This window comes from Pseudomonas sp. TWI628, from assembly GCF_039673865.1.
Taxonomy (GTDB): Bacteria; Pseudomonadota; Gammaproteobacteria; order Pseudomonadales; family Pseudomonadaceae; genus Aquipseudomonas.
Genome location: NZ_JBDJMM010000002.1, coordinates 139,606 through 158,243 on the forward strand (window position 1 = coordinate 139,606; position 18,638 = coordinate 158,243).

Below are 18,638 nucleotides of genomic sequence, written 5' to 3' on the forward strand. Positions count from 1 at the left end.
CCTGACTTTGGACTCCATCACCCAAGCCGTGCTCGGTGCTGCGCTGCAAGGCACGGTACTCGGCCGTATCCAGGGCCGTCGCTCGCTTATCTATGGCGCTGCCCTGGGCACCGTGCCGGACCTCGACGTGGTCATCCGCTACGCCGACCCGGTGTCGCAGATGACCTACCACCGCGGCTTCTCCCATTCGATCTTCGTCCTCACCGGCCTGGCCCTGCTGCTGGCCTGGCTGGTCAACCGGCTCACCCGAACACGATGGCCCGACAAAGGCTACACGCAGCCCCGGCTGTTTTTGGCGTTCTGGCTGGTGCTGGTAACTCACCCGATCCTCGACGCGTTCACGGTCTACGGCACCCAGCTGTTCTGGCCGCTGCAATTCACCCCGCTGAGCTGGGCGGCGGTGTTCATCATCGATCCGGTCTATACCGTGCCGCTGTTGGCGGCTGTGCTTTACGCCGCCTTCAAGGGGCTGCAGGGCAGGGCCGTGCAGCTGTTGAGCCTGGCACTGGTATTGAGCAGCGCCTACCTGGGGTTCGGCCTGGCCGGGCGCATTGCCGCCGAGCAGCGCTTTCAACTGGCGCTCGGGCAGCAAGGTATCCAGGCAAGCCAAGTGCGCGCCGTGCCCATCGCATTCAACAGCCTAGTCTGGCGGGTGCTGGCCAAGACCCCGGAGGGTTTCTACTACGAGGGCATCAGCAGCACGTTTGACCGTGAACCACCGGAGATGCAGCGCCTGCCACTGAACCTGGCGGCGCGCGATGACCTGTACGATGCGCCTTTGCTTGAGCGGCTGCGCTGGTTTACCGGTGACTGGCTGCGCTATGACGTCATCGACGATCAACTGGTGGTCACCGACCTGCGCATGGGCATCCCCGGCAATTACACCTTTCGCTTCAACATGGCCCACCGCGATGGCCAGGGGCAGTGGGTCGCCGATACGCCAAGCCGCTGGGCCGGCTCAGGGGTCGGCGCGATGTTCAATAACGGTGACCTGGCGCTGATCTGGCGGCGGATTCTCGACCAGCGACCGCCGTTGCCGTTGGCCGCCTGGAGCGAGCGCTGAGCACTTGCCCTTGCAATACTGCGATTTGCAACCATTTAAGCCGGCCTTCTGCATGCCCAGGAATCAGCCATGGAACCCAACCGCTTCGGCGACATCGCCGCCTTCGTCAGTGCCGTGAAGGCTGGCAGCTTCACCGCCGCAGCTGCCAGCCTGGGCCTGACCCGCTCGGCAGTGGGCAAGAGCATCGCCCGCCTGGAGGCGCGCATGGCCGTGCGCCTGCTCAACCGTACCACGCGCAAGCTGAGCCTGACCGACGAGGGCCTGGTAGCTTACGAGCGCTGGCGGCAGATTCTCGATGACCTGGACGAGGTGGAAAGCACCATGGCCCAGCGCCGTGGCAAGCCCACCGGCACCCTGCGCCTGACTGCGCCGCTGTCGCTCGGCCAGCGTCATGTGCTGCCGATTCTCGACCAGTACCTCAAGCAATGGCCGGAGCTGCGGGCCGATATCCGTTTCACCGACCGCTTCGTCGACCTGGTCGAGGAGGGCGTCGACGTTGCCGTACGCATCGGTCTGCCCAAGGAAGATTCGCAACTGCTGACTCGCACGGTGGCCTGGCAGCAGTTCGTCACCTGTGCTTCGCCCGCGTACCTTGAAGCACGTGGCATACCGCAGGTTCCCGCCGACCTCTACGGCCATGACAAGATCGCCTTTCTCGCTGGCGAGAAGGCCATGCCCTGGCGCTTCCACACCGACGCGGGCCTGCACCTGTGTGAAAACCCTGGGCGGCTGAACATCGACAGTTCCGAGGCCATGCTTGACGGTGCCAGGGCAGGTTTCGGGCTGATTCACCTGCCGACCTACATTACCGGCGACGACCTGCGCGCCGGCACCCTGGTGGAGGTGCTGCAAGGTTACCGGCCACCGGCAGACCCGATTCGCATCGTGTACCCGAGCAAGCGTCATCTGTCCCCTCGGGTACGCGGCTTCATTGACCTGCTGGTAGTCAGCTGGGAAACGGGCGTGCCCTGGGAGTCCTGATTGGGGACTACCAGGCCCCTATGTAGGGCCTGAAGCCGGGTTTATCCCTGGCGCCGCAGCGCAGACACTGGCGTCACTGATAATCCATCTGGAGACCCCATGACTGCCTTGTCCGTACTGGATCTGGTCATGATCGGCGAGGGCAAGACCTTCGCCGACGCGATCGAAGAATCCCGCCAACTGGCTCGCCATGTCGAGCAGCATGGCTACAGCCGCTACTGGATCGCCGAGCATCACGACATGCCTGGCATTGGTTCGGCTGCCACCTCGCTGGTGATTAACGAGATCGCCAATGCCACGAAGCACATCCGCGTGGGGGCCGGCGGCATCATGCTGCCCAACCATGCGCCGCTGGTGGTCGCTGAGCAGTTCGGCACCCTCGACACCCTGCATCCGGGCCGTATCGACCTCGGTCTGGGCCGTGCACCCGGTACCTCCGGACCGACCGTGCGGGCCCTGCGTGGCGCCGCGCCGGAGCGCGACTTCAACCAGGACATCGCCGAGCTGCGCGACTATCTGGCCGACAACCGCAAACGCCAGGTCCGTGGCGTACCGGGCGCGCACGAGGTACCAATATGGATCCTCGGCTCCAGCCTGTTCGGTGCAGACCTGGCGGCGAAGCTTGGTCTGCCCTATGCCTTCGCCTCGCACTTCGCGCCGCGTTACCTGCTGCAGGCGATCGCCCATTACCGGGCGAACTTCCAGCCGTCCGCGCAACTGGCCAAACCGTATGTGATGGTGGGCGTAAACCTGTTCGCCGCCGACAGCGATGCCGAGGCGGATTACCAGGCCAGTTCGCATCGCAAGTGGATGCTCGACTTGCACGTCGGGCGCTTCGGCTTGCTGCCCAAACCGCAGGAAGGGTATGTGCAGAGCTTGCCGGGTCACGAGCGGGCGGTACTGGAACAGGTGATGGCCTGCAGCATTGCCGGTGGGCCTGAGCGGGTGCGTGAAGGGCTGCGTTCGCTGATCGAGCAGACCGCTGCGGATGAGCTGATGATCGATTGCCGGATCCATGACCCGTTGGCGCGTTTGCGCTCGCATGCCTATGCGGCGCGGGCTTTGGCGGAACTCGGATAATGCCTAGTACGTTTTCTCATATTAAAGACGAACACACCTGATAAAAATGCTAGTAGCTATTCTTGCGTGATCGTTCGAAGATAAGGCTGCGCTGGACATCACTGTCACGACGGTTGCCCAGTAAAAACAAAATTCAGAGATTAAGGTGAAGAACATGGCTGGAGAACAAACGGGCACGGTGAAATGGTTCAACGATGAAAAAGGCTTTGGATTCATCACGCCTGATGGTGGCGGTGATGATCTTTTCGTCCATTTCAAATCCATTGAGGCGGACGGGTTCAAGAGTTTGAAAGAAGGCCAAAAGGTCAGTTTTGTGGCTGAAAAGGGCCAGAAAGGCATGCAGGCAGCCCGCGTGCGTCCTGTATAGCAGGCCTTTGCCTTGCGCTTGTTCGCTCATTGCCTGAATGAGCGCAAGGCTTATCCGCACGGAGGTGTTGATCATGTCCAGTCGCGTTCGCAAGACAAACCCGCTATCCGTATCTGCTGATCCTGAGATTGAGGCTGCAGAACAAGGCATGTATTTTCTGCAGGAGCCCGGCAAACAGTTCCGTGAAGGCCAGACGGTCTCCTACGAGGTGGGAATTGATGAGCAAGGCCGCCTTTACGCTTTCAATGTGCGGATTGAAGTTGAACCCCCTTTGCATTAGTCAGATCAACGATTGAAAAATGGGAGCCATTCAGCTCCCTTTTCAGCATAAGGTTTTCCTGTAATGGCCTCTTGCGGATAAATCAGGCCGGGGCAGGAGAATGATCAGCGACGCGCCAACCGCCCACTGACAAAGTGCGCCACATCGTTGAACCCCGGCGTCGACGCATGCCCCGGCGTTACCAGCGCATCGATGAATGCCTCGTCTTCGGCTGTGATCTTCACTTCCAGCGCCCCGCCATAGGTATCCCACTGCGCCTCGGTGCGCGGCCCAACGATGGCCGAGCTGACCAATTGGCTGTTGAGCACCCAGGCAATCGCGAACTCGACCAGCCCGACGCCCTTGGCCTGAGCGTAGTCCTGCAGCTGCCGGGCAATGGCCAGCGACTCCTGGCGCCATTCCACCTCCATGATGCGCTTGTCCTGGCGTGCAGCGCGGCTGCCCGCTTCGGGCTCGGCCCCAGGCGCATACTTGCCGCTGAGCACACCACGGGCCAGCGGGCTGAACGGCACCACGCCCAGGCCGTGATACGCGGCGGCGGTCATCTGCTCAGGCTCGGCCTGGCGGTTGACGATGTTGTACAACGGCTGGCTCACCACCGGCTTGGCCACGCCCAGGCGCTCGGCGAGGTTGCAGAGCTCGGCGATGCGCCAGCCACGGTAATTGGACACCCCCCAGTAACGGATCTTGCCCTGCTGCAGCAGGTCGCCGATGGCACGCACGGTCTCCTCCAGCGGCACCTTGTGGTCTTCGCGGTGCAGGTAGTAGATGTCCAGGTAATCTAGGTGCATGCGCGTCAGCGTGGCTTCGATGCCATTGAAGATGTGCTTGCGCGACAGCCCGCTGCGGTTGGGCAGGCCATCGGTCGGTCCCATGCCGACCTTGGAGGCGACGATCCAGTCCTGGCGGTGGCGCGCCACCGCTTCCCCGACGATTTCTTCGGAGCGGCCGGCGTTGTACACGTCGGCGGTGTCGATGAAGTTGATGCCCTGGTCCCAGGCTTTGTCGATGATCCGTAGCGCATCCTCGGTGCTGGTCTGCTCGCCGAACATCATGCTGCCCAGGGTCAGGGCGGAGACTTGCAGGCCAGATTGGCCCAGGGGACGGTAGATCATGCCGAGTATCCTTTGCGGGGAATGATCCGCTTGTTTTACACAGAACCGACGGGCTTTGAAAGGCCGCAGGGGCGGTGAAATCAGCCAATCAGCTCAAGGGCTTGATCAAGGGTCAAAGGCCGCTTCATCCGTTGCGACAACGTCGCCATGGCATCCGAATAGCCCTTGGCTACCACGGCCTCGACCTGATCCCCGACACACTGCAAGGCAATGAAGTCACCTTTCTCCGGCTCCCCCACAAACGCGATGCGATCCCAGTCCCGGGCGTGCCCCAGTACCTCGTAGGTGCGACCGTGCTGGTAGGTCCAGAAGAACGGCACGTCGTTGTACCGGCGCTGTTCGCCCAACATGTTGGCAGCGGCGATCACCCCATGCTGCTGGGCCAACCGCCAGTGCTCGATGCGCACTGGCCGGCCCCCATGCGGGAAGGTGGCGATGTCGCCGGCAGCCCATAGCCCCTCAGCGGCGTGCAGCTCGGCATCGACCACCAGCGACTGATCCTTGGCCAACGGCACGCCCTGCACGAAGGCCGTGGCCGGTTTGACACCGGTGCCTAGCAGCACCAGGGGCGCGACCAGCTCTTCGCCATTGGCCAGCTGCACGGCTTCGACCTTGTCTTCGCCCAGGAAGCGTTCAACCTCGGTCGGGCCATGAAAGACCACGCCCTTGCGTTCATGCAGTTCGCGAATACAACGGCCGATACGCTCACCGAGCTGCTTGGCCAACGGGACTTGGTGACGCGTGACCACATGCACCTGCGCGCCGTACTTGCGCAGTGCCGAGGCGGCTTCCAGGCCAATGAACCCGTCACCGACGATCACCACCGGCTGCCCAGGTTCGGCGGCATCGAGCAGGCGTGCGGCATCCTCACGCGAGCGCAGGGTCATGATACCGGGCAGGTCGACCCCTGGCAGTTGCGGGCGCAGTGGTTTGCCGCCAGTGGCCAGCAGGGCGGCGTCGTATTCGATGTGCTGGCCGTCGGCGAGGGTGATCTGGCGTTTTTTTACATCCAGCGCCCGCACCTTGCCAACGCGCCGATCGAGGTGGCCTTTGCGCAGCTGGTCGGGCTCGATCAAGGTTGACACCTCGTCGGGTGCCATCTCCCCGGCAATGACGAATTTGCTCAAGGCGGTGCGGTCGTAGGCGGGTTGGCGCTCCTGGTCGAGCCAGACCAGGTGCCCGCCAAAGCCGTGGTCGAGCAGCGTGGCGACCGCCGCGGAGCCGGCAGCACCGGCACCGATCACCACGAAGGTACGGGCATCGCTGTGTCGCGGTGGCTCGCTTTTCGGCAATGGCTGGTCATCGACCCACACTTCACCGTCCTTGACCCACGCCCGGTAGCGGCGCAGGTCGGTCAGCGCCGGAGGTTCACACACCGCACCTTCATCAACGGCAAACGCAGCCTTGTGCCAGGGGCAGACCAGCAGGCCACCGCAGATCACGCCTTCTTCCAAGGGTGCGCCTTCGTGCGGGCAGTTGCCCTGGTAGGCGTGGACCTGGTCGCCCTGGCGGACCAGGATCATTTCTTCGTTGCCGGCCTGAACGCGCAAGGGGCGCTTGGGATCGAGCTGTTCGAGGCGAGCCACGGCGTGCTGGGTCATGGGGCTTCTCCAAAGGGGCCTTTGGAACCATTTGACGCCTGGGGTGGGAGGGGGATGCGTCGATCTGACGATCGGCGCCGTTGTTCGCCTTGGGATTTGCAGCGCCTGGGAGATCGAGCGCCGCGGCGGCGCTCGATCTCATCGGCGGTGCAAACCTCCCGTCGAACTCACCAGCAAACTCAATGGGTCCGGGCAGCAGTCAATGCACCAGCCCGGGTAACCCGCAGGGCCACCAGGCTACCCAGCACGATCAGCGCCGCCAGCGAATACAGCGCAGCATCGGTCGAACCGGTCTGGTCCTTGATGAAGCCGACCAGGTACGGGCTGAGGAAGCCGGCCATCTGGCCCACCGAGTTGATGATCGCCAGGCCCGCCACTGCGGCACTGGCGCTGAGCAGCGCGGTCGGCATCGGCCAGAACATCGGCAGGCCGGTGAGGGCGCCCATGGTGGCGATCGACAGGCCGAGGATGGCGATGGTCGGGTTGGCAGCGAAGTTGACCGCAATCAGCAGGCCGACGGCGCCCATCAGCATCGGCACCACAAGATGCCAGCGGCGTTCGTTGCGCAAGTCCGCCGAGCGGCCGCACAGAATCATGAATACCCCGGCCAGCAGGTACGGAATGGCGCTCAGCCAGCCGATCAGCAGCGGGTTGTCGAAGCCCATGTTCTTGATGATCGACGGCAGCCAGAAGTTGATCGCGTACACGCCGCTCTGGATGCAGAAGTAGACGAAGCCGAAGGTCCAGATCAGCGGGTTGGTCAGCACCGCCATGACACTGTCACCGGTGGTGTTCGGCTTGCTGGCCGCGTCGGCCTCGAGGTCGGCGGCGATCAGCTGGCGTTCGGCCGGGCTCAGCCAAGCGGCTTTCTGGTAGCCATCGCTGAGCAGCTTGATCGCCAGCACGCCGAGGACCACGGTGGGTACGCCCTGGATCAGGAACATCCACTGCCAGCCGGCCAGGCCATGCTGGCCGGCGGCGAAGTGTTCGAGGATCCAGCCCGAAAATGGCCCGCCGAGCAGGCCCGACACCGGGATCGCCGACATGAACAAGGCCATGATGCGGCCACGACGGTCAGCCGGGAACCAGCGCGAAAGGTACAGCACCACGCCGGGGAAGAAGCCTGCCTCGGCCGCGCCGGTCAGCAGGCGCAGGGTGTAGAACTCGGTCGGGGTGGTGACGAACAGCAGGCAGGTCGAAAGGCTGCCCCAGGCGATCATCATCGCCGCAATCCAGCGCCGCGGGCCGAAGCGGTTGAGCGCCAGGTTGCTCGGCAGGCCGCAGAGCACGTAGCCGATGAAGAAGATGCCGGCGCCAAGGCCGTACACGGTTTCGCTGAACTTCAGTGCATCGAGCATCTGCAGCTTGGCAAAGCCGACGTTGACGCGGTCCAGGTAGTTGAACAGGTAGCAGATGAAAATGAACGGGATCAGCCGCAGGGTGATGCGCCGGTACAGCGCGTTGCGGGTGATATCGGTGCCTTGGTCAGGGGCAGGGCTGTGTGCCATGATCGTGGTCTCTGTTGTTATGGTTGTCGCCGCGTCGCCTGTGCCGGCGCTCGCCCTGACGAGTCTCGGGGAGTGCGACGCGCCTGTCTTTGTGCTTTTGCACAGCGTATCGTGCATGGTGCTGTGCCGCCGTACAAAAGCTGACACGATTAAGGACCGCTGAATGTTCGAACTGGACCATGACCTGGCGCAGGATATCGTCGATCGGGCGATGGCCATTCTGCCGTGCAATGTCAACGTCATGGACAGCCAGGGGCTGATCCTCGGCAGTGGCGAGCCCGAGCGCATCAACACCCGCCACGAGGGTGCGCAGCTGGTGTTGGCCAATGGCCGGGTGGTCGAGCTGGACGTCGACGCGGCCAAGTGCCTGAAGGGCGTGCAGCCCGGCGTCAACCTGCCGTTGATGCTCGACGGGCGCCTGATCGGCGTGCTCGGCCTGACCGGCGAGCCACAGCAACTGCGCACCTACGGCGAACTGGTGCGCATGACCGCCGAAATGCTGCTGGCGCAACGCCATCTACAGGTCGAGCAGCAGTGGCGGCGACAGCGTTGCGATGACCTGCTGGCGTTGCTGCTCGGTGGCACTGGTGATTCGCCACGGCTGCTGGATGAGGCGCAGCAGCTGGGCCTGAAACCCCAGTTGCCACGGGTGCCGTGTCTGTTCGAGCTGCAATCCGGGCCACCTGCCGAAACGTTGTCGGCCTGGTTGATGAGCCGCTACCCGGAAAGCTGGTGCGTGAGCCCTTCGCGCGAGTCGCTGCTGTGGTGCCGCCCGGCGGGGCTGGTGCTGGATGAAGCACGCCTGATCGAACGCCTGCAGCGCCATGGCTGGGAGGTCGAACGCCTGGCGTTGGGCAGCGCGGCGCAGAGCCTGGAGCAATTGCGCCGGGGTTACCGTCGGGTGCGTGACTTGCTGGCCTATGGCCGTGAGGTGCTGCCGAAACAACAGCTGCTGAGCCTCAGCCGCTACCGCCTGCCAGCCTTGCTCTGGCGCCACCGCAACGAAGACGCGCTGGATGAACTGTTGGAGCCGCTGCAGCGCATTCGCGCCCGCGATGCCAGCGGCCAGTTGCTGATCACGCTGCGCGCCTGGTGCGCGCACGATGGCCAGAGCCAAGCCTGTGCCGATGCCCTGGGGATCCACCGCAACAGCCTGCGCTACCGCCTGGAGCGCATCGCTGAACTGGGCGAGGTAGACCCGTTGCGCCTGGAAGGCATGCTGAGCCTGTATCTGGGGCTGCAACTGCTGCCGGCTGATTGAACGCCGCCAAAGGCATTTGCCCAAACAACGCCGCTGGCCTTTTGTGCATCCGACCGAGGCCGGCGCGCCAGACAACTGTCAGCATGCCCGTCATCAGGACAGGAGAATCCCCATGAAAATCGTCATCGCCCCCGACTCGTTCAAGGACAGCCTCGACGCTGCCGGTGTCTCCCGTGCCATCGCCCTTGGCCTGGGTGAGGCGCTGCCCGCTGCCGAACTGGTCGAATGCCCGATGGCCGATGGTGGCGAAGGCACCATGGAGGCGATTGTCGCGGCCAGCCATGGCGAACTGCGCCGGTTGACCGTGCGCGGGCCGCTGGGGCAAAGCGTGGAAGCCGGCTGGGGCTGGCTGGCAGACAGCCGCACCGCCGTGATCGAGATGGCCCAGGCCAGCGGTATCCAGCTGGTACCCAGCGGCCAGCGTGATGCCTGCCGCAGCAGCACCTGGGGCACCGGTGAGCTGATCGCCGCCGCCCTGGCGGCCGGGGCACAACGCATCGTCCTGGCCATTGGCGGCAGTGCCACCAATGATGGCGGCAGCGGCATGCTGCGCGCCCTGGGCCTGCGCCTGCTGGATGCCAACGGGCAAGCGCTGGAGGAGGGTGGCCTGGCCTTGGCGCGGCTGGCCCGTATCGACGCCAGTGACCTGGACCCCCGCCTGGCCGAGGTGCAGGTTGAAGTGGCGGCCGATGTCGACAACCCGCTGTGCGGTGCCAATGGCGCTTCGGCGATCTTTGGCCCGCAGAAGGGCGCCAACCCCGAGCAGGTGCAGGCACTGGACCAGGCCCTTGGCCATTTTGCCGACCACTGTGCCCAGCTGCTGGGTGAGGACGTGCGCGACTTCCCGGGGTGCGGTGCGGCCGGGGGCATGGGCTTTGCCGCCAAGGCCTTCATGGGTGCGCGCTTCCGCCCTGGGGTGGAAGTGGTCGCGGAGTTGGCCGGGCTGGACACGCTGGTGCAAGGCGCCGACCTGGTGATTACCGGTGAAGGGCGCTTCGACGCCCAGACGCTGCGCGGCAAGACCCCCATGGGAGTGGCCCGGGTGGCCAAGCGCCACGGGGTGCCGGTGGTGGTGCTGGCGGGCACTTTGGGCGAAGGCTACCAACAGCTGTATGCCCATGGCATCGACGCGGCCTTTGCCCTGGCCAGCGGGCCGATGACCCTGGAGCAGGCCTGCGCGAATGCCGCGCAGCTTCTGCACGACCGTGCCGGCGATATCGCCCGTGTCTGGCAATGCGCCAGGCAGCAGCGCTGATAGGTGGCATCGCGCGGTACGCCTTCAAGGAATCAGCGCCTGCCCCTGGCTGGCCGGTAGCACGGCCAGCTCGCCAAAGCGTTGCGCCGCATCGATATAGCGCAATGCCGACTTGGCGTCCTTCCAGCCGACGTAGCTCATCAGGGCCTTCAGCTCCCAACCATTGGCCGTTGCCCAGGTGGCGAAGCCGCGCCGCAGGGAATGGCCGGTGTACAGCGCGGCGGGTACCCCGGCCCGTGCCAGCATGCGCCGCAGCAGGCCGACCAGGCTGTTGCTGTTGAGGGGGGTGTCGCTGAGGTTGCCCCAGCGGTCGAGCTTGCGGAATACCGGGCCGTGGGCGATGCCTGCCACCTCGATCCATTGCAGATAGGCATTGACCGGGCACAGCGTTTTCAGGGCCGGGGTGCGGTGCTGCACGCCCAGTGCTTCGCGGTCGCCCTTGCTGCGAGGCAGGAACAGGGTAATGCCGACGCCGGCTTCGGCCTGGATGTGCTCCACCCGCAACCGTGCCAGTTCATCACCGCGAAAGCCGCGCCAGAAGCCCAGCAACAGCAAGGCAGTGTCACGCCGCGCGCGACGCAAGGCTGGCAGGTTGTGGCATGCGCGGGCCTGGGTGGCTTCTGCTTCGAAACGTTCGACGGCTGCCTGCAGGTGTTGCAGCAACAGCGGGGCGGCTTGCCTGGGCGGCGTCGGGTGCAGGGTGCGGATGCCGCGCAGCACCTGGCGCACCAGCGGCGCCTTGGTCGGGTCGGGGAAGCCTTGGCTGATGTGCCACTGGCTGAGTGCTGCCAGGCGTTGGCGCAAGGTGCTGACCGCGTGCTGTTCGGCGTGATCGGCCAGGTAGCGGGCGATGCTGTCGGCGGTGGCCGGCAGGAAACCGCCCCAATGGGCCTCGAAGTGTTCGATGGCGGCCTGGTAGCTGCGCCGGGTGTTGTCGCGGGTGGCGGCGCGGACGTAGCGCTCGATGTCGGTCATGGTGGTGGTGCCAGCTTCATATTAGCGACACCATAACGCTTATTGGTTTGCCTGTCCGGGCCTCTCGCGGCTGAAGCCGTTCCTACAGGTACCGCATAGTCCTGCAGGGTCGGCTTAAGGTTTTCCCCGATCCGCCAGCGGCGTCTGTATGCGCGTGGTCTCTTCCTGCAGGTAAGTGATCAGCGCGGTGATCTCGGTATCGCCCAGGCGCATGTTAGGCATGGCCAGGCGGTTGTACTGTTCGTAGAGCAGGGTGGCCAGCGGTTCCTTTTCGGCCAGCATCTGGTCCGGCTCTTTCAGCCAGCGTATCAGCCAGTTTGGGTCGCGTTGCTGGGTTACGCCGAGCAGGTCGGGGCCGATGCCGGGTTGGCCGGGTTCGGTGTTACCCACGGTATGGCACGAGGAGCAGCGGGTGCGGAAGATCTGTTCGCCGCTGCTGGGCGGGCGGATCTGCGGTGCGCTGGCGTAGTCGTTGCTCATGGCACTGGCCTGTTTCCAGTTGTGCAGGCTGTTGCCCAGGCGGTCGGCAAGGATGTACGGGCTTTCGAACGGTGAGGCCTTCATCCAGCGGCCAGTGGCCTGGTTGCCGATGATCAGGCTCAGGTTGTGGTCCTTGGAGCGCCCGTTTTCCAGGCCTTCGATGTACAGGCCCAGGCGCCGGCGCAGCTGTTCGATGTCTTCAGGTTCGCCGGTGAGCAGGGTCCAGCCGGGGCCGATGCCAAACTTTTCGGCATAGCGCTTGAGGGTGGCGGGGGTGTCGTTGTAGGGGTCGATGCTGATGGAGTAGAGGAAGATGTCCTTGCCCACCCGGTCCCCGAGGATCTTCTGTACCTGGCGCAGGCGGGCGGTTTCCACCGGGCAGGAGTCGGAACAGCCGGTAAAGATGAAGTTGATCGCCACCACCTTGTCCTTGATCAGGTCGTCGAAGAACCGCACCTTCTTGCCGTCCTGGGTGACCAGCGGGGTATTGGGGAAGTAGCTGGCGCCCCACGGTGTGGCGGCCTCGGCCGAGGGTGCCGACTGCGCCGATTGCGCTGGCTTGATCGGCCAGTAGTGAGTACCGGCAGCAAACAGGGTGAGGGCAAGCAGAACACGCCATGACAGGGCCATGATGTCATTCCTCCAGGGTTGATGCAGTTGGGGCCGCAAAGCGGCCCCTTTTCAATGGAACAGTCACTTGATGCTGATTGGCGCCGTCACGCTCTGGCCCAGTGCCGACTTCACGGTAATCGTCGCCGGTGTCGCCGGGCCGCTGCCGGTGGTGGTCACCGACAACCGCCAGCGTGCCCCGGTACCTGCCGCCGTCAGCGTCGCCGTGCCCAGGTTCAGCGGGCCGCTGGTGGTGGCTGCGGTCACGCTGATGCTGTTGCCGGTGGCCACCGAGGTGGTGCCGGAGATGTCCCAGGTGTAGCGGTTGTTGCTGCGTACCTGCACCACGGCGCTGCTGACCTGGATCTGGTCCGCTACCACAGCAGGGCTCACCGCGACACTGACCGTGGCCTGGTTCAGCGAATCGGCACCCTTGGCGTCACGCGCCGTGTAGGCAAAGCTGGCGGTGAACGGGGCGTCGACCGTGGCCGGCGGGGTGTAGGTCACGGTGGTGCCATCGGTGCTGACCGTACCCTTGCCGGAATCAGGCTGGTTGAGGCCCTTGACGGTCAGCGGCAGGTTGCCTTCGGGGTCGGTGTCATTGGCCAGCACGTTGATCACGATCGGCTTGCCGGCCGTGGTCGCGGCGCTGTCGTTCACGGCCACCGGTGGCTTGTTGGCAGTGTCGGTGGTGGTGTTACTGGCGGTGCGGAAGGTTGGCAGGCCCACCGACGCCATGTATTGCACACCATCCCAACCCGGCAGCGGGGTTGGCATCACCTGGAATTGGCCCGGGTGCTCGATGTCCCAGCGCAGCAGCATCGAGTTGTCTTCGTGCTGGGTGTTGTGGCAATGCTCCATGTAGGTCCCGGCGAATTCACGGAAGTGAATGGCCATTTCCACCTCAGACGAGGAGTCGGCATCCGGGCCGATGCGGTAGACGTCCTTGCGTGCCCATTTTTCCCATTCCGGTGGAGCCTTGCCATCACGGCTGAGGATCACGCCTTCCTCGAAGTGAACATGCACCGGGTGGCTCCAGCCGCTGCCGCCGTTCTTGATCTTCCACACCTCCAGGGTGCCGTCGCCACTGAAACCGGACTGGGTCGCTTCGCTGGCCAGCTGCGCTGCCGCGGAGATGCGCCGTGGGTCCATGCTGTAGCCAAAGCCACCGTCGGTCTTGATGGTCCAGGGGGTGGTGTCGGTGCCGTCGGAGCGGCCGAAGGTGAACTCGCGGTGGCGCGCGGCCTTGATCTTGGCCTGGTCGGCCACGGCGTTGCGATCGATCACCAGCGGGATCATTTTCAGGCCTTCAGCCTTGCCCGGTTTGGCCGGCTCATAGGCGCTCGGGTCCATGCTGACGTCAGTGCCGTTGTAGGGTTGCACGACCAGTTGCATGACCTTGCCGACCACTGGGTCGCCTTTGTCCCATTCAGGCCCGCTGCTGGTCTGCTTGATCACCGCCTTGTACTTCTCGGACAGCACGTCGGCCAGCGAAATGGCCTGTTTCGGGCCCTTGCCGGTTTCATGCTCCATGATGTTGACGATGTACAGCTTGTCGCCGACTTTGATCCCGTTCTTGGCGAAGTTGATGATGATGTCGTAACGCTCGGCGATGCCTTGCAGTGGCAGGATGGCGTTGTTGTCGTCGGTCTTGCCATCGCCGTTGAGGTCCAGGGTGCCGTCGAATGGCACGGCATGTTCCATGATGTTGCCGTCGTTGGCGATCATGTGGAACGGCACGCGGGCGTACGATACGTTGGAGCCGGACGGCCCCTTGAACTCGCCACTGTTGCCAGCGATTTCACGCACCACGGCAAACTTGAAGTAGCGCGACACCGAGCCGTTGAGGATACGGAAGCGGTAGCTACGTGCGCGGACCTTGAGCTTGGGCTGGTACTGCCAGTTGACCAGCACCTGGTCACCGAGGAAGCCGTCGGTGTTGAACGGGTTGAACCACAGCTGGCCGTTCTGATCCCAGGCCTTGTCGGCGATCACCAGGTTGACGTCATAGTCGCGGTTGCCCCACGGCATGGCCGAGCCGCTCGGGAAGCGCAGGTTGACGCCGTCCTGCAGCGCTTCATTACCGCGGTCCAGCGCGCTGTAGTAGTTCATCATCACGGCATTGCCTTTGTAGACGTTCTGCGCCGTGAAATCCATCATGTGGTCGTGGAACCAGTGGGTACTCATGGTTTCGTGCCAGTCGCCACGAATCTTGATGCTGCCGTTCTCGCAGGTTTTCAGCCCTGGGTTGGCGTCGTTGACGAACAGGGTTTCACCCGGCGAGCAGGGGAAGGCGGCGCGCGGGTCTTCGGCACGGGTGTTGATGGTGTCGTAGCCGGCCAGCTGGATCGGCCAGCGGTAGTCGTAGTACTGGCCGGGGAAGAAGTAGGCGTTGGCAAAGCCATCGCTCTCGGCCGGCGAGTGACCGTTGTGCTCGTGGGTGGAGATGGTGTGCAGGCCGAAGCCGGCGTTGGCTGCCGGGTCGATCGGCAGGGCGTTGTAGTGGCGCATCAGCACCGGCTGGCCATAGCGGACCATCAGCAGTTTCGGCGGAAAGGTGCCGTCGAAGGTCCACAGCGACTTGTGGTTCTGCAGGGGGAAGTTGGGGTGGAAACGGGTGTCGATGCCCTTGGTGGTGCCGAGGGTGTTCGGGATGTCCGAGGTCTGGTAATACAGCCCGCCCGGTGCGAACTCGCCGACGGCATAGTTGTGCAGCTGCTTGCGGTCACGCAGCCCCTGGTTGATGCGCGCACCGGCCTGCGCGGTCTTGAACGCCGCCTGGGGGTAGAACTCGTTCCAACGCTGGTGCGACCAGCCTTTTCCTGGTGGCCGGCCTTCCGCTGGTGAGCCGACCGAGTTGCGGTTCAGGAACAGCTCGATCTGCGCCTTCCACGGGTTGCGGTCCAGGGTGTTGGCGTACTGGGTCGGGTACGGGTACAGCCCCGGTTGCTTGAGGAAGGCTTCCAGGGCATTGCCGTTGGGGCTGCTGCGGGCGACCACGTTGGGGTCTTGAGCAGGTTCCGCGCCCAGCGTGGGCACCGGGAAGGTCAGCGTCGGTGGTGGCAGGTTGGGGTCGAGTTTTTCCGGTCCGAATTCCTCGAACAGCAGCAATTGCTGGGTAAACGGCTGCGCCCCGAACAACGGGCTCGGCTTGCCGTTGGTAGGGTAGTTGCGTGACGTCTGCAGGGCGGGCGGCAGCACGTTGTCGACGAGGTTGCTGGTGCGATCACCATATACCCCATTTTGTAGCTCCAGCGATCCTTGGTTGGCCTCGGGCAGGGTGGACAGGTTGAGCAGCGCCGGGGCGGGGTCTGCTGGCTGGTCATCGTAATGCGACGGGTCCGTCGGCGGTGGCTGGCTGACATCATCCATCGAGGAGGCCATGGCTGAGATCAGCCCGAAGCTGAGCATCAGCGCGGTCACGGCGGACAATGTGAAGGCGTGGCTGTTGGGGTGGATCACGGCAGGTGTTTTCATTGCCTGGTGCCTCGCTCGCAGCAAAATGGCTATGGGCCATCAATGGCGTATTGCCGGGTTTTTATGGCCTGAGCAACGGCTGTGCCAACAGGTGTTTCGGTAATACTTTGTTAAACAACTCCTTGCGGCGCCTGATGCGCGCTAAATAACAGGGTGTCAAAGACCGGGTGTAGGCCCCCGAAACTGGGCGGGGTGGGGGCCCAACTCCGGTGGTGGGGTGGGTGACAATTGGTGATTGGCGCTGTATACCTGTTGCCCACCAAGGGGAGCCCGGCAACGGGCTGAGAAACCGCTGGCAGCTGCAGCGCGGTGACCCTTCGAACCTGATCCGGATAATGCCGGCGAAGGGATGGGACTGAACCTGCCTTTTGCCGGCCTCACTGCGAGGCCACACCATGACCGAACGCTTTAGCGAAACCCTGCAACGCCAGAACCAACCGACTTGGTCGGCCGCCGTCGGCCACCGTTTCGTCACCGAACTCTGTGCCGGCAGCGTGGCCGACCCGATCATGGTCCGCTACCTGGTCCAGGACCACCGCTTTCTCGACAGCTTCCTGACCTTGCTCGGTGCCGCCATCGCCAGCGCCGACACCTTTGAGGCCCGCCTGCGCTTCGGCCGCTTCGCCGGGATGATATCCAGCGACGAGAACACCTATTTCCTGCGTGCATTCGAGGCCCTCGATGTCAGCCCGGCGCAGCGCACCGAGCCCGCCGACACTGCACCGACAGCCGGGTTCAAGGCCATCATGCGCGAGGCCGCAGCTACCCGTTCCTACGCCGCCGCACTGGCCGTGCTGAATGTTGCCGAAGGCCTGTACCTGGACTGGGCCCTCAAGGCACCCAAGCCATTGCCGGCCAACTTCGTCTACGCCGAATGGATCACCCTGCACGACAACCCGGCGTTCTGCGATTTCGTGGCCTTCCTCAAGGCCGAACTGGACCGGGTGGGCCCCCAGGAGGCCGCATTGGCCAGTGATTTCTACGCACGTACCGTTGAACTGGAGCTTGCCTTCTTCGACGCCGTCTACAGCGAGGAGGCGTGAGCATGGATATTTTCGAGCGTTTGAAGGCGGCTACTGCCGGGCAGTGGAACAGCTATGTCGATCACGACTTCGTGCGGCAGATGGGCGAGGGCACGCTGTCGGAAGAAGCCTTCCGCACGTACCTGATCCAGGATTACCTGTTCCTCATCCAGTTCGCCCGCGCCTGGGCCCTGGCCGCTTACAAGAGCCGCCTGCCGGCGGACATCCGCGCTGCCCAGGCGGGCCTGGCGGCGATTCTCGACGAGACCGAACTGCACCTGCGCTTGTGCGCGCGGTGGGGGTTGTCGCAGGCCGATATCCAGGCTGTGCCTGAGCACCAGGCGACTGTGGCCTACACCCGTTACGTGCTCGACTGCGGCGCGGCCGGTGACTTGCTTGAACTGCATGTGGCGTTGGCGCCGTGCGTGATTGGGTATGCCGAGATTGGCCGCACGCTGGCGGAGCGCATTGGTGACCTGAGCGGGCACCCTTACCGGGAGTGGATCGGCGAATACGCCGGGGAGGCTTACCAAGGGGTGGCAGCGGCGGCGCGCAAGCACCTTGATGAATTGGCGGAGCGGAGCATGACCGAGCAGCGCTTTGTCGACCTGGCACAGGTCTTTGGCCAGGCATCGCGGCTGGAGGCTGATTTCTGGCAGATGGGGCTGGATGGCGGGGAGTGAGGTCAGCTTGACTTTAATCGGGCTGGTTGTTGAGGTCTTGTGAATCGCCGTGCACATGAACCGCACGGCGATCCGGTCGCGCTCGGGCAGGGTGCGGAAGTGATCGATCAGGTTGACCTCTTCCTTGTTCAGACGGCGCAGGGAAATGCGATGGTTGAATGTTGCAAAAGCCCGGAGGATGCGGAGCATGTGTTGGAGCCAACGTGGGGGCTCCGGAGCTCCAACGACACCACTTCGAATTCAGCTTTTCCCACCAGAGACTGGAATCTGTAACGCAAGGCAGATTGGCTAGGCCCGCCCGCTTGCGCTACCGCTAGATCAGACTGCAGTCTCTTTGGGTTTGCGCCAGTCGTCCCCGCCTGCTGTGCTTGCGGTGATGTGCACCCACTCAATGCCACGGTAGGCCATCGATACTTTGACGATTTGGGTGAACTCGCTGTTGTCCTTGTCCTGCACATGCGGCAATTCAAGATCGATATCAATGATTACAGCGTCGATCAGCTTGGTCGTGAAGAAGTGCTCCAGAACGCCGTCGACCGAGGTCCGATACCAGAAGAGCTCGACTTCAGGCAGCATTTCTCCACTGGAGAGCGCGCTGTACAACAGTGGTACCGCCTTGTTCAGAGTGCACGTGAAGATCAGCGGCCCATGCACCCGCTCGCCAGCCGGCTGACCGCTCTGAGGATCCGTGGGCACGGTGATGCGATGATTGACTTGCTGCACGAGAATTTGATCTTCGTGGCCTTCCCGGTAAATGTTGCCGACGGAGTCCGCGGTGAATGCACCTGCAGTGATGTTGCCTTGAGTTTTACCAGTGATCTTGATGTAAGCGGGTGTTGGCATGGCAGTCTCTCCTGCGTCCATGTGGATTAAGCACGCGC

The 18,638-nt window shown here is 63.8% G+C and carries 16 protein-coding genes and 1 riboswitch; of the genes, 9 read left to right on the forward strand and 7 right to left on the reverse strand.

The features are described from left to right. Positions 1 to 7: 7 nt before the first annotated feature. The 5 genes from ABE528_RS02195 to ABE528_RS02215 all read left to right on the forward strand — a co-directional run bounded on the left by ABE528_RS02195 (position 8) and on the right by ABE528_RS02215 (position 3,771). Positions 8 to 1,063 (forward strand): metal-dependent hydrolase, encoded by a 1,056-nt coding sequence (locus ABE528_RS02195; RefSeq protein ID WP_346652024.1) that lies wholly within the window; start codon positions 8 to 10, stop codon positions 1,061 to 1,063. A 69-nt stretch (positions 1,064 to 1,132) separates the two neighbouring features. Continuing rightward, positions 1,133 to 2,044, forward strand: coding sequence for a LysR family transcriptional regulator (locus ABE528_RS02200; protein WP_346652025.1), 912 nt, complete (start codon positions 1,133 to 1,135; stop codon positions 2,042 to 2,044). A 99-nt stretch (positions 2,045 to 2,143) separates the two neighbouring features. Next, a complete protein-coding gene (locus ABE528_RS02205) occupies positions 2,144 to 3,124 on the forward strand; it encodes an LLM class flavin-dependent oxidoreductase (RefSeq protein WP_346652026.1) in 981 nt (326 codons plus the stop codon). 154 nt (positions 3,125 to 3,278) lie between these two features. After that, positions 3,279 to 3,491 (forward strand): cold-shock protein, encoded by a 213-nt coding sequence (locus ABE528_RS02210; protein ID WP_152957502.1) that lies wholly within the window; start codon positions 3,279 to 3,281, stop codon positions 3,489 to 3,491. Between the two features lie 73 nt (positions 3,492 to 3,564). After that, positions 3,565 to 3,771, forward strand: coding sequence for a hypothetical protein (locus ABE528_RS02215; protein WP_152957501.1), 207 nt, complete (start codon positions 3,565 to 3,567; stop codon positions 3,769 to 3,771). Between the two features lie 104 nt (positions 3,772 to 3,875). Here ABE528_RS02215 and ABE528_RS02220 read toward each other — a convergent pair whose 3' ends face one another. The 3 genes from ABE528_RS02220 to ABE528_RS02230 all read right to left on the reverse strand — a co-directional run bounded on the left by ABE528_RS02220 (position 3,876) and on the right by ABE528_RS02230 (position 7,995). Then, positions 3,876 to 4,886: an aldo/keto reductase gene (locus tag ABE528_RS02220; protein ID WP_346652027.1), complete on the reverse strand. Its 1,011-nt coding sequence runs from the start codon at positions 4,884 to 4,886 to the stop codon at positions 3,876 to 3,878. A gap of 80 nt (positions 4,887 to 4,966) precedes the next feature. Continuing rightward, positions 4,967 to 6,487: an FAD-dependent oxidoreductase gene (locus ABE528_RS02225; RefSeq protein WP_346652028.1), complete on the reverse strand. Its 1,521-nt coding sequence runs from the start codon at positions 6,485 to 6,487 to the stop codon at positions 4,967 to 4,969. A gap of 179 nt (positions 6,488 to 6,666) precedes the next feature. Continuing rightward, on the reverse strand, positions 6,667 to 7,995 hold the full coding sequence (locus ABE528_RS02230) for an MFS transporter (RefSeq protein ID WP_346652029.1): 1,329 nt from the start codon (positions 7,993 to 7,995) through the stop codon (positions 6,667 to 6,669). A 163-nt stretch (positions 7,996 to 8,158) separates the two neighbouring features. Here ABE528_RS02230 and ABE528_RS02235 point away from each other — a divergent pair, with 163 nt between their 5' ends. Continuing rightward, positions 8,159 to 9,256 (forward strand): sugar diacid recognition domain-containing protein, encoded by a 1,098-nt coding sequence (locus ABE528_RS02235; RefSeq protein ID WP_346652030.1) that lies wholly within the window; start codon positions 8,159 to 8,161, stop codon positions 9,254 to 9,256. Positions 9,257 to 9,368: 112 nt separating this feature from the next. Further along, entirely contained in the window at positions 9,369 to 10,511 is a 1,143-nt protein-coding gene (locus ABE528_RS02240) for a glycerate kinase (protein WP_346652031.1), read from the forward strand. A 24-nt stretch (positions 10,512 to 10,535) separates the two neighbouring features. Here the strand turns inward: ABE528_RS02240 and ABE528_RS02245 are convergent, their stop codons facing one another. The 3 genes from ABE528_RS02245 to ABE528_RS02255 form a co-directional block, all read right to left on the reverse strand. Further along, positions 10,536 to 11,486, reverse strand: coding sequence for a tyrosine-type recombinase/integrase (locus ABE528_RS02245; RefSeq protein WP_346652032.1), 951 nt, complete (start codon positions 11,484 to 11,486; stop codon positions 10,536 to 10,538). Between the two features lie 114 nt (positions 11,487 to 11,600). After that, on the reverse strand, positions 11,601 to 12,596 hold the full coding sequence (locus ABE528_RS02250) for an SCO family protein (RefSeq protein ID WP_346652033.1): 996 nt from the start codon (positions 12,594 to 12,596) through the stop codon (positions 11,601 to 11,603). Positions 12,597 to 12,659: 63 nt separating this feature from the next. Continuing rightward, the gene (locus ABE528_RS02255; RefSeq protein ID WP_346652034.1) at positions 12,660 to 16,052 is read right to left on the reverse strand and encodes an Ig-like domain-containing protein; all 3,393 of its coding nucleotides are present in this window, start codon (positions 16,050 to 16,052) and stop codon (positions 12,660 to 12,662) included. A gap of 252 nt (positions 16,053 to 16,304) precedes the next feature. Beyond that, positions 16,305 to 16,419: riboswitch (TPP riboswitch) on the forward strand. 28 nt (positions 16,420 to 16,447) lie between these two features. On the opposite strand from ABE528_RS02255, the gene ABE528_RS02260 reads away from it, so the two are divergent. Beyond that, positions 16,448 to 17,095 carry a TenA family protein gene (locus ABE528_RS02260; RefSeq protein ID WP_346652035.1) on the forward strand — a complete coding sequence of 216 codons (648 nt, stop codon included), beginning with the start codon at positions 16,448 to 16,450 and terminating at the stop codon, positions 17,093 to 17,095. Between the two features lie 2 nt (positions 17,096 to 17,097). Beyond that, complete coding sequence (gene tenA / locus ABE528_RS02265; RefSeq protein ID WP_346652036.1) at positions 17,098 to 17,757, forward strand: thiaminase II; 660 nt, start codon at positions 17,098 to 17,100, stop codon at positions 17,755 to 17,757. Positions 17,758 to 18,075: 318 nt separating this feature from the next. On the opposite strand, the gene ABE528_RS02270 is transcribed toward tenA, so the two are convergent. Continuing rightward, positions 18,076 to 18,600, reverse strand: a complete 525-nt coding sequence (locus tag ABE528_RS02270; protein ID WP_346652037.1) for an Hcp family type VI secretion system effector — start codon at positions 18,598 to 18,600, stop codon at positions 18,076 to 18,078. Between the last annotated feature and the right edge of the window lie 38 nt (positions 18,601 to 18,638).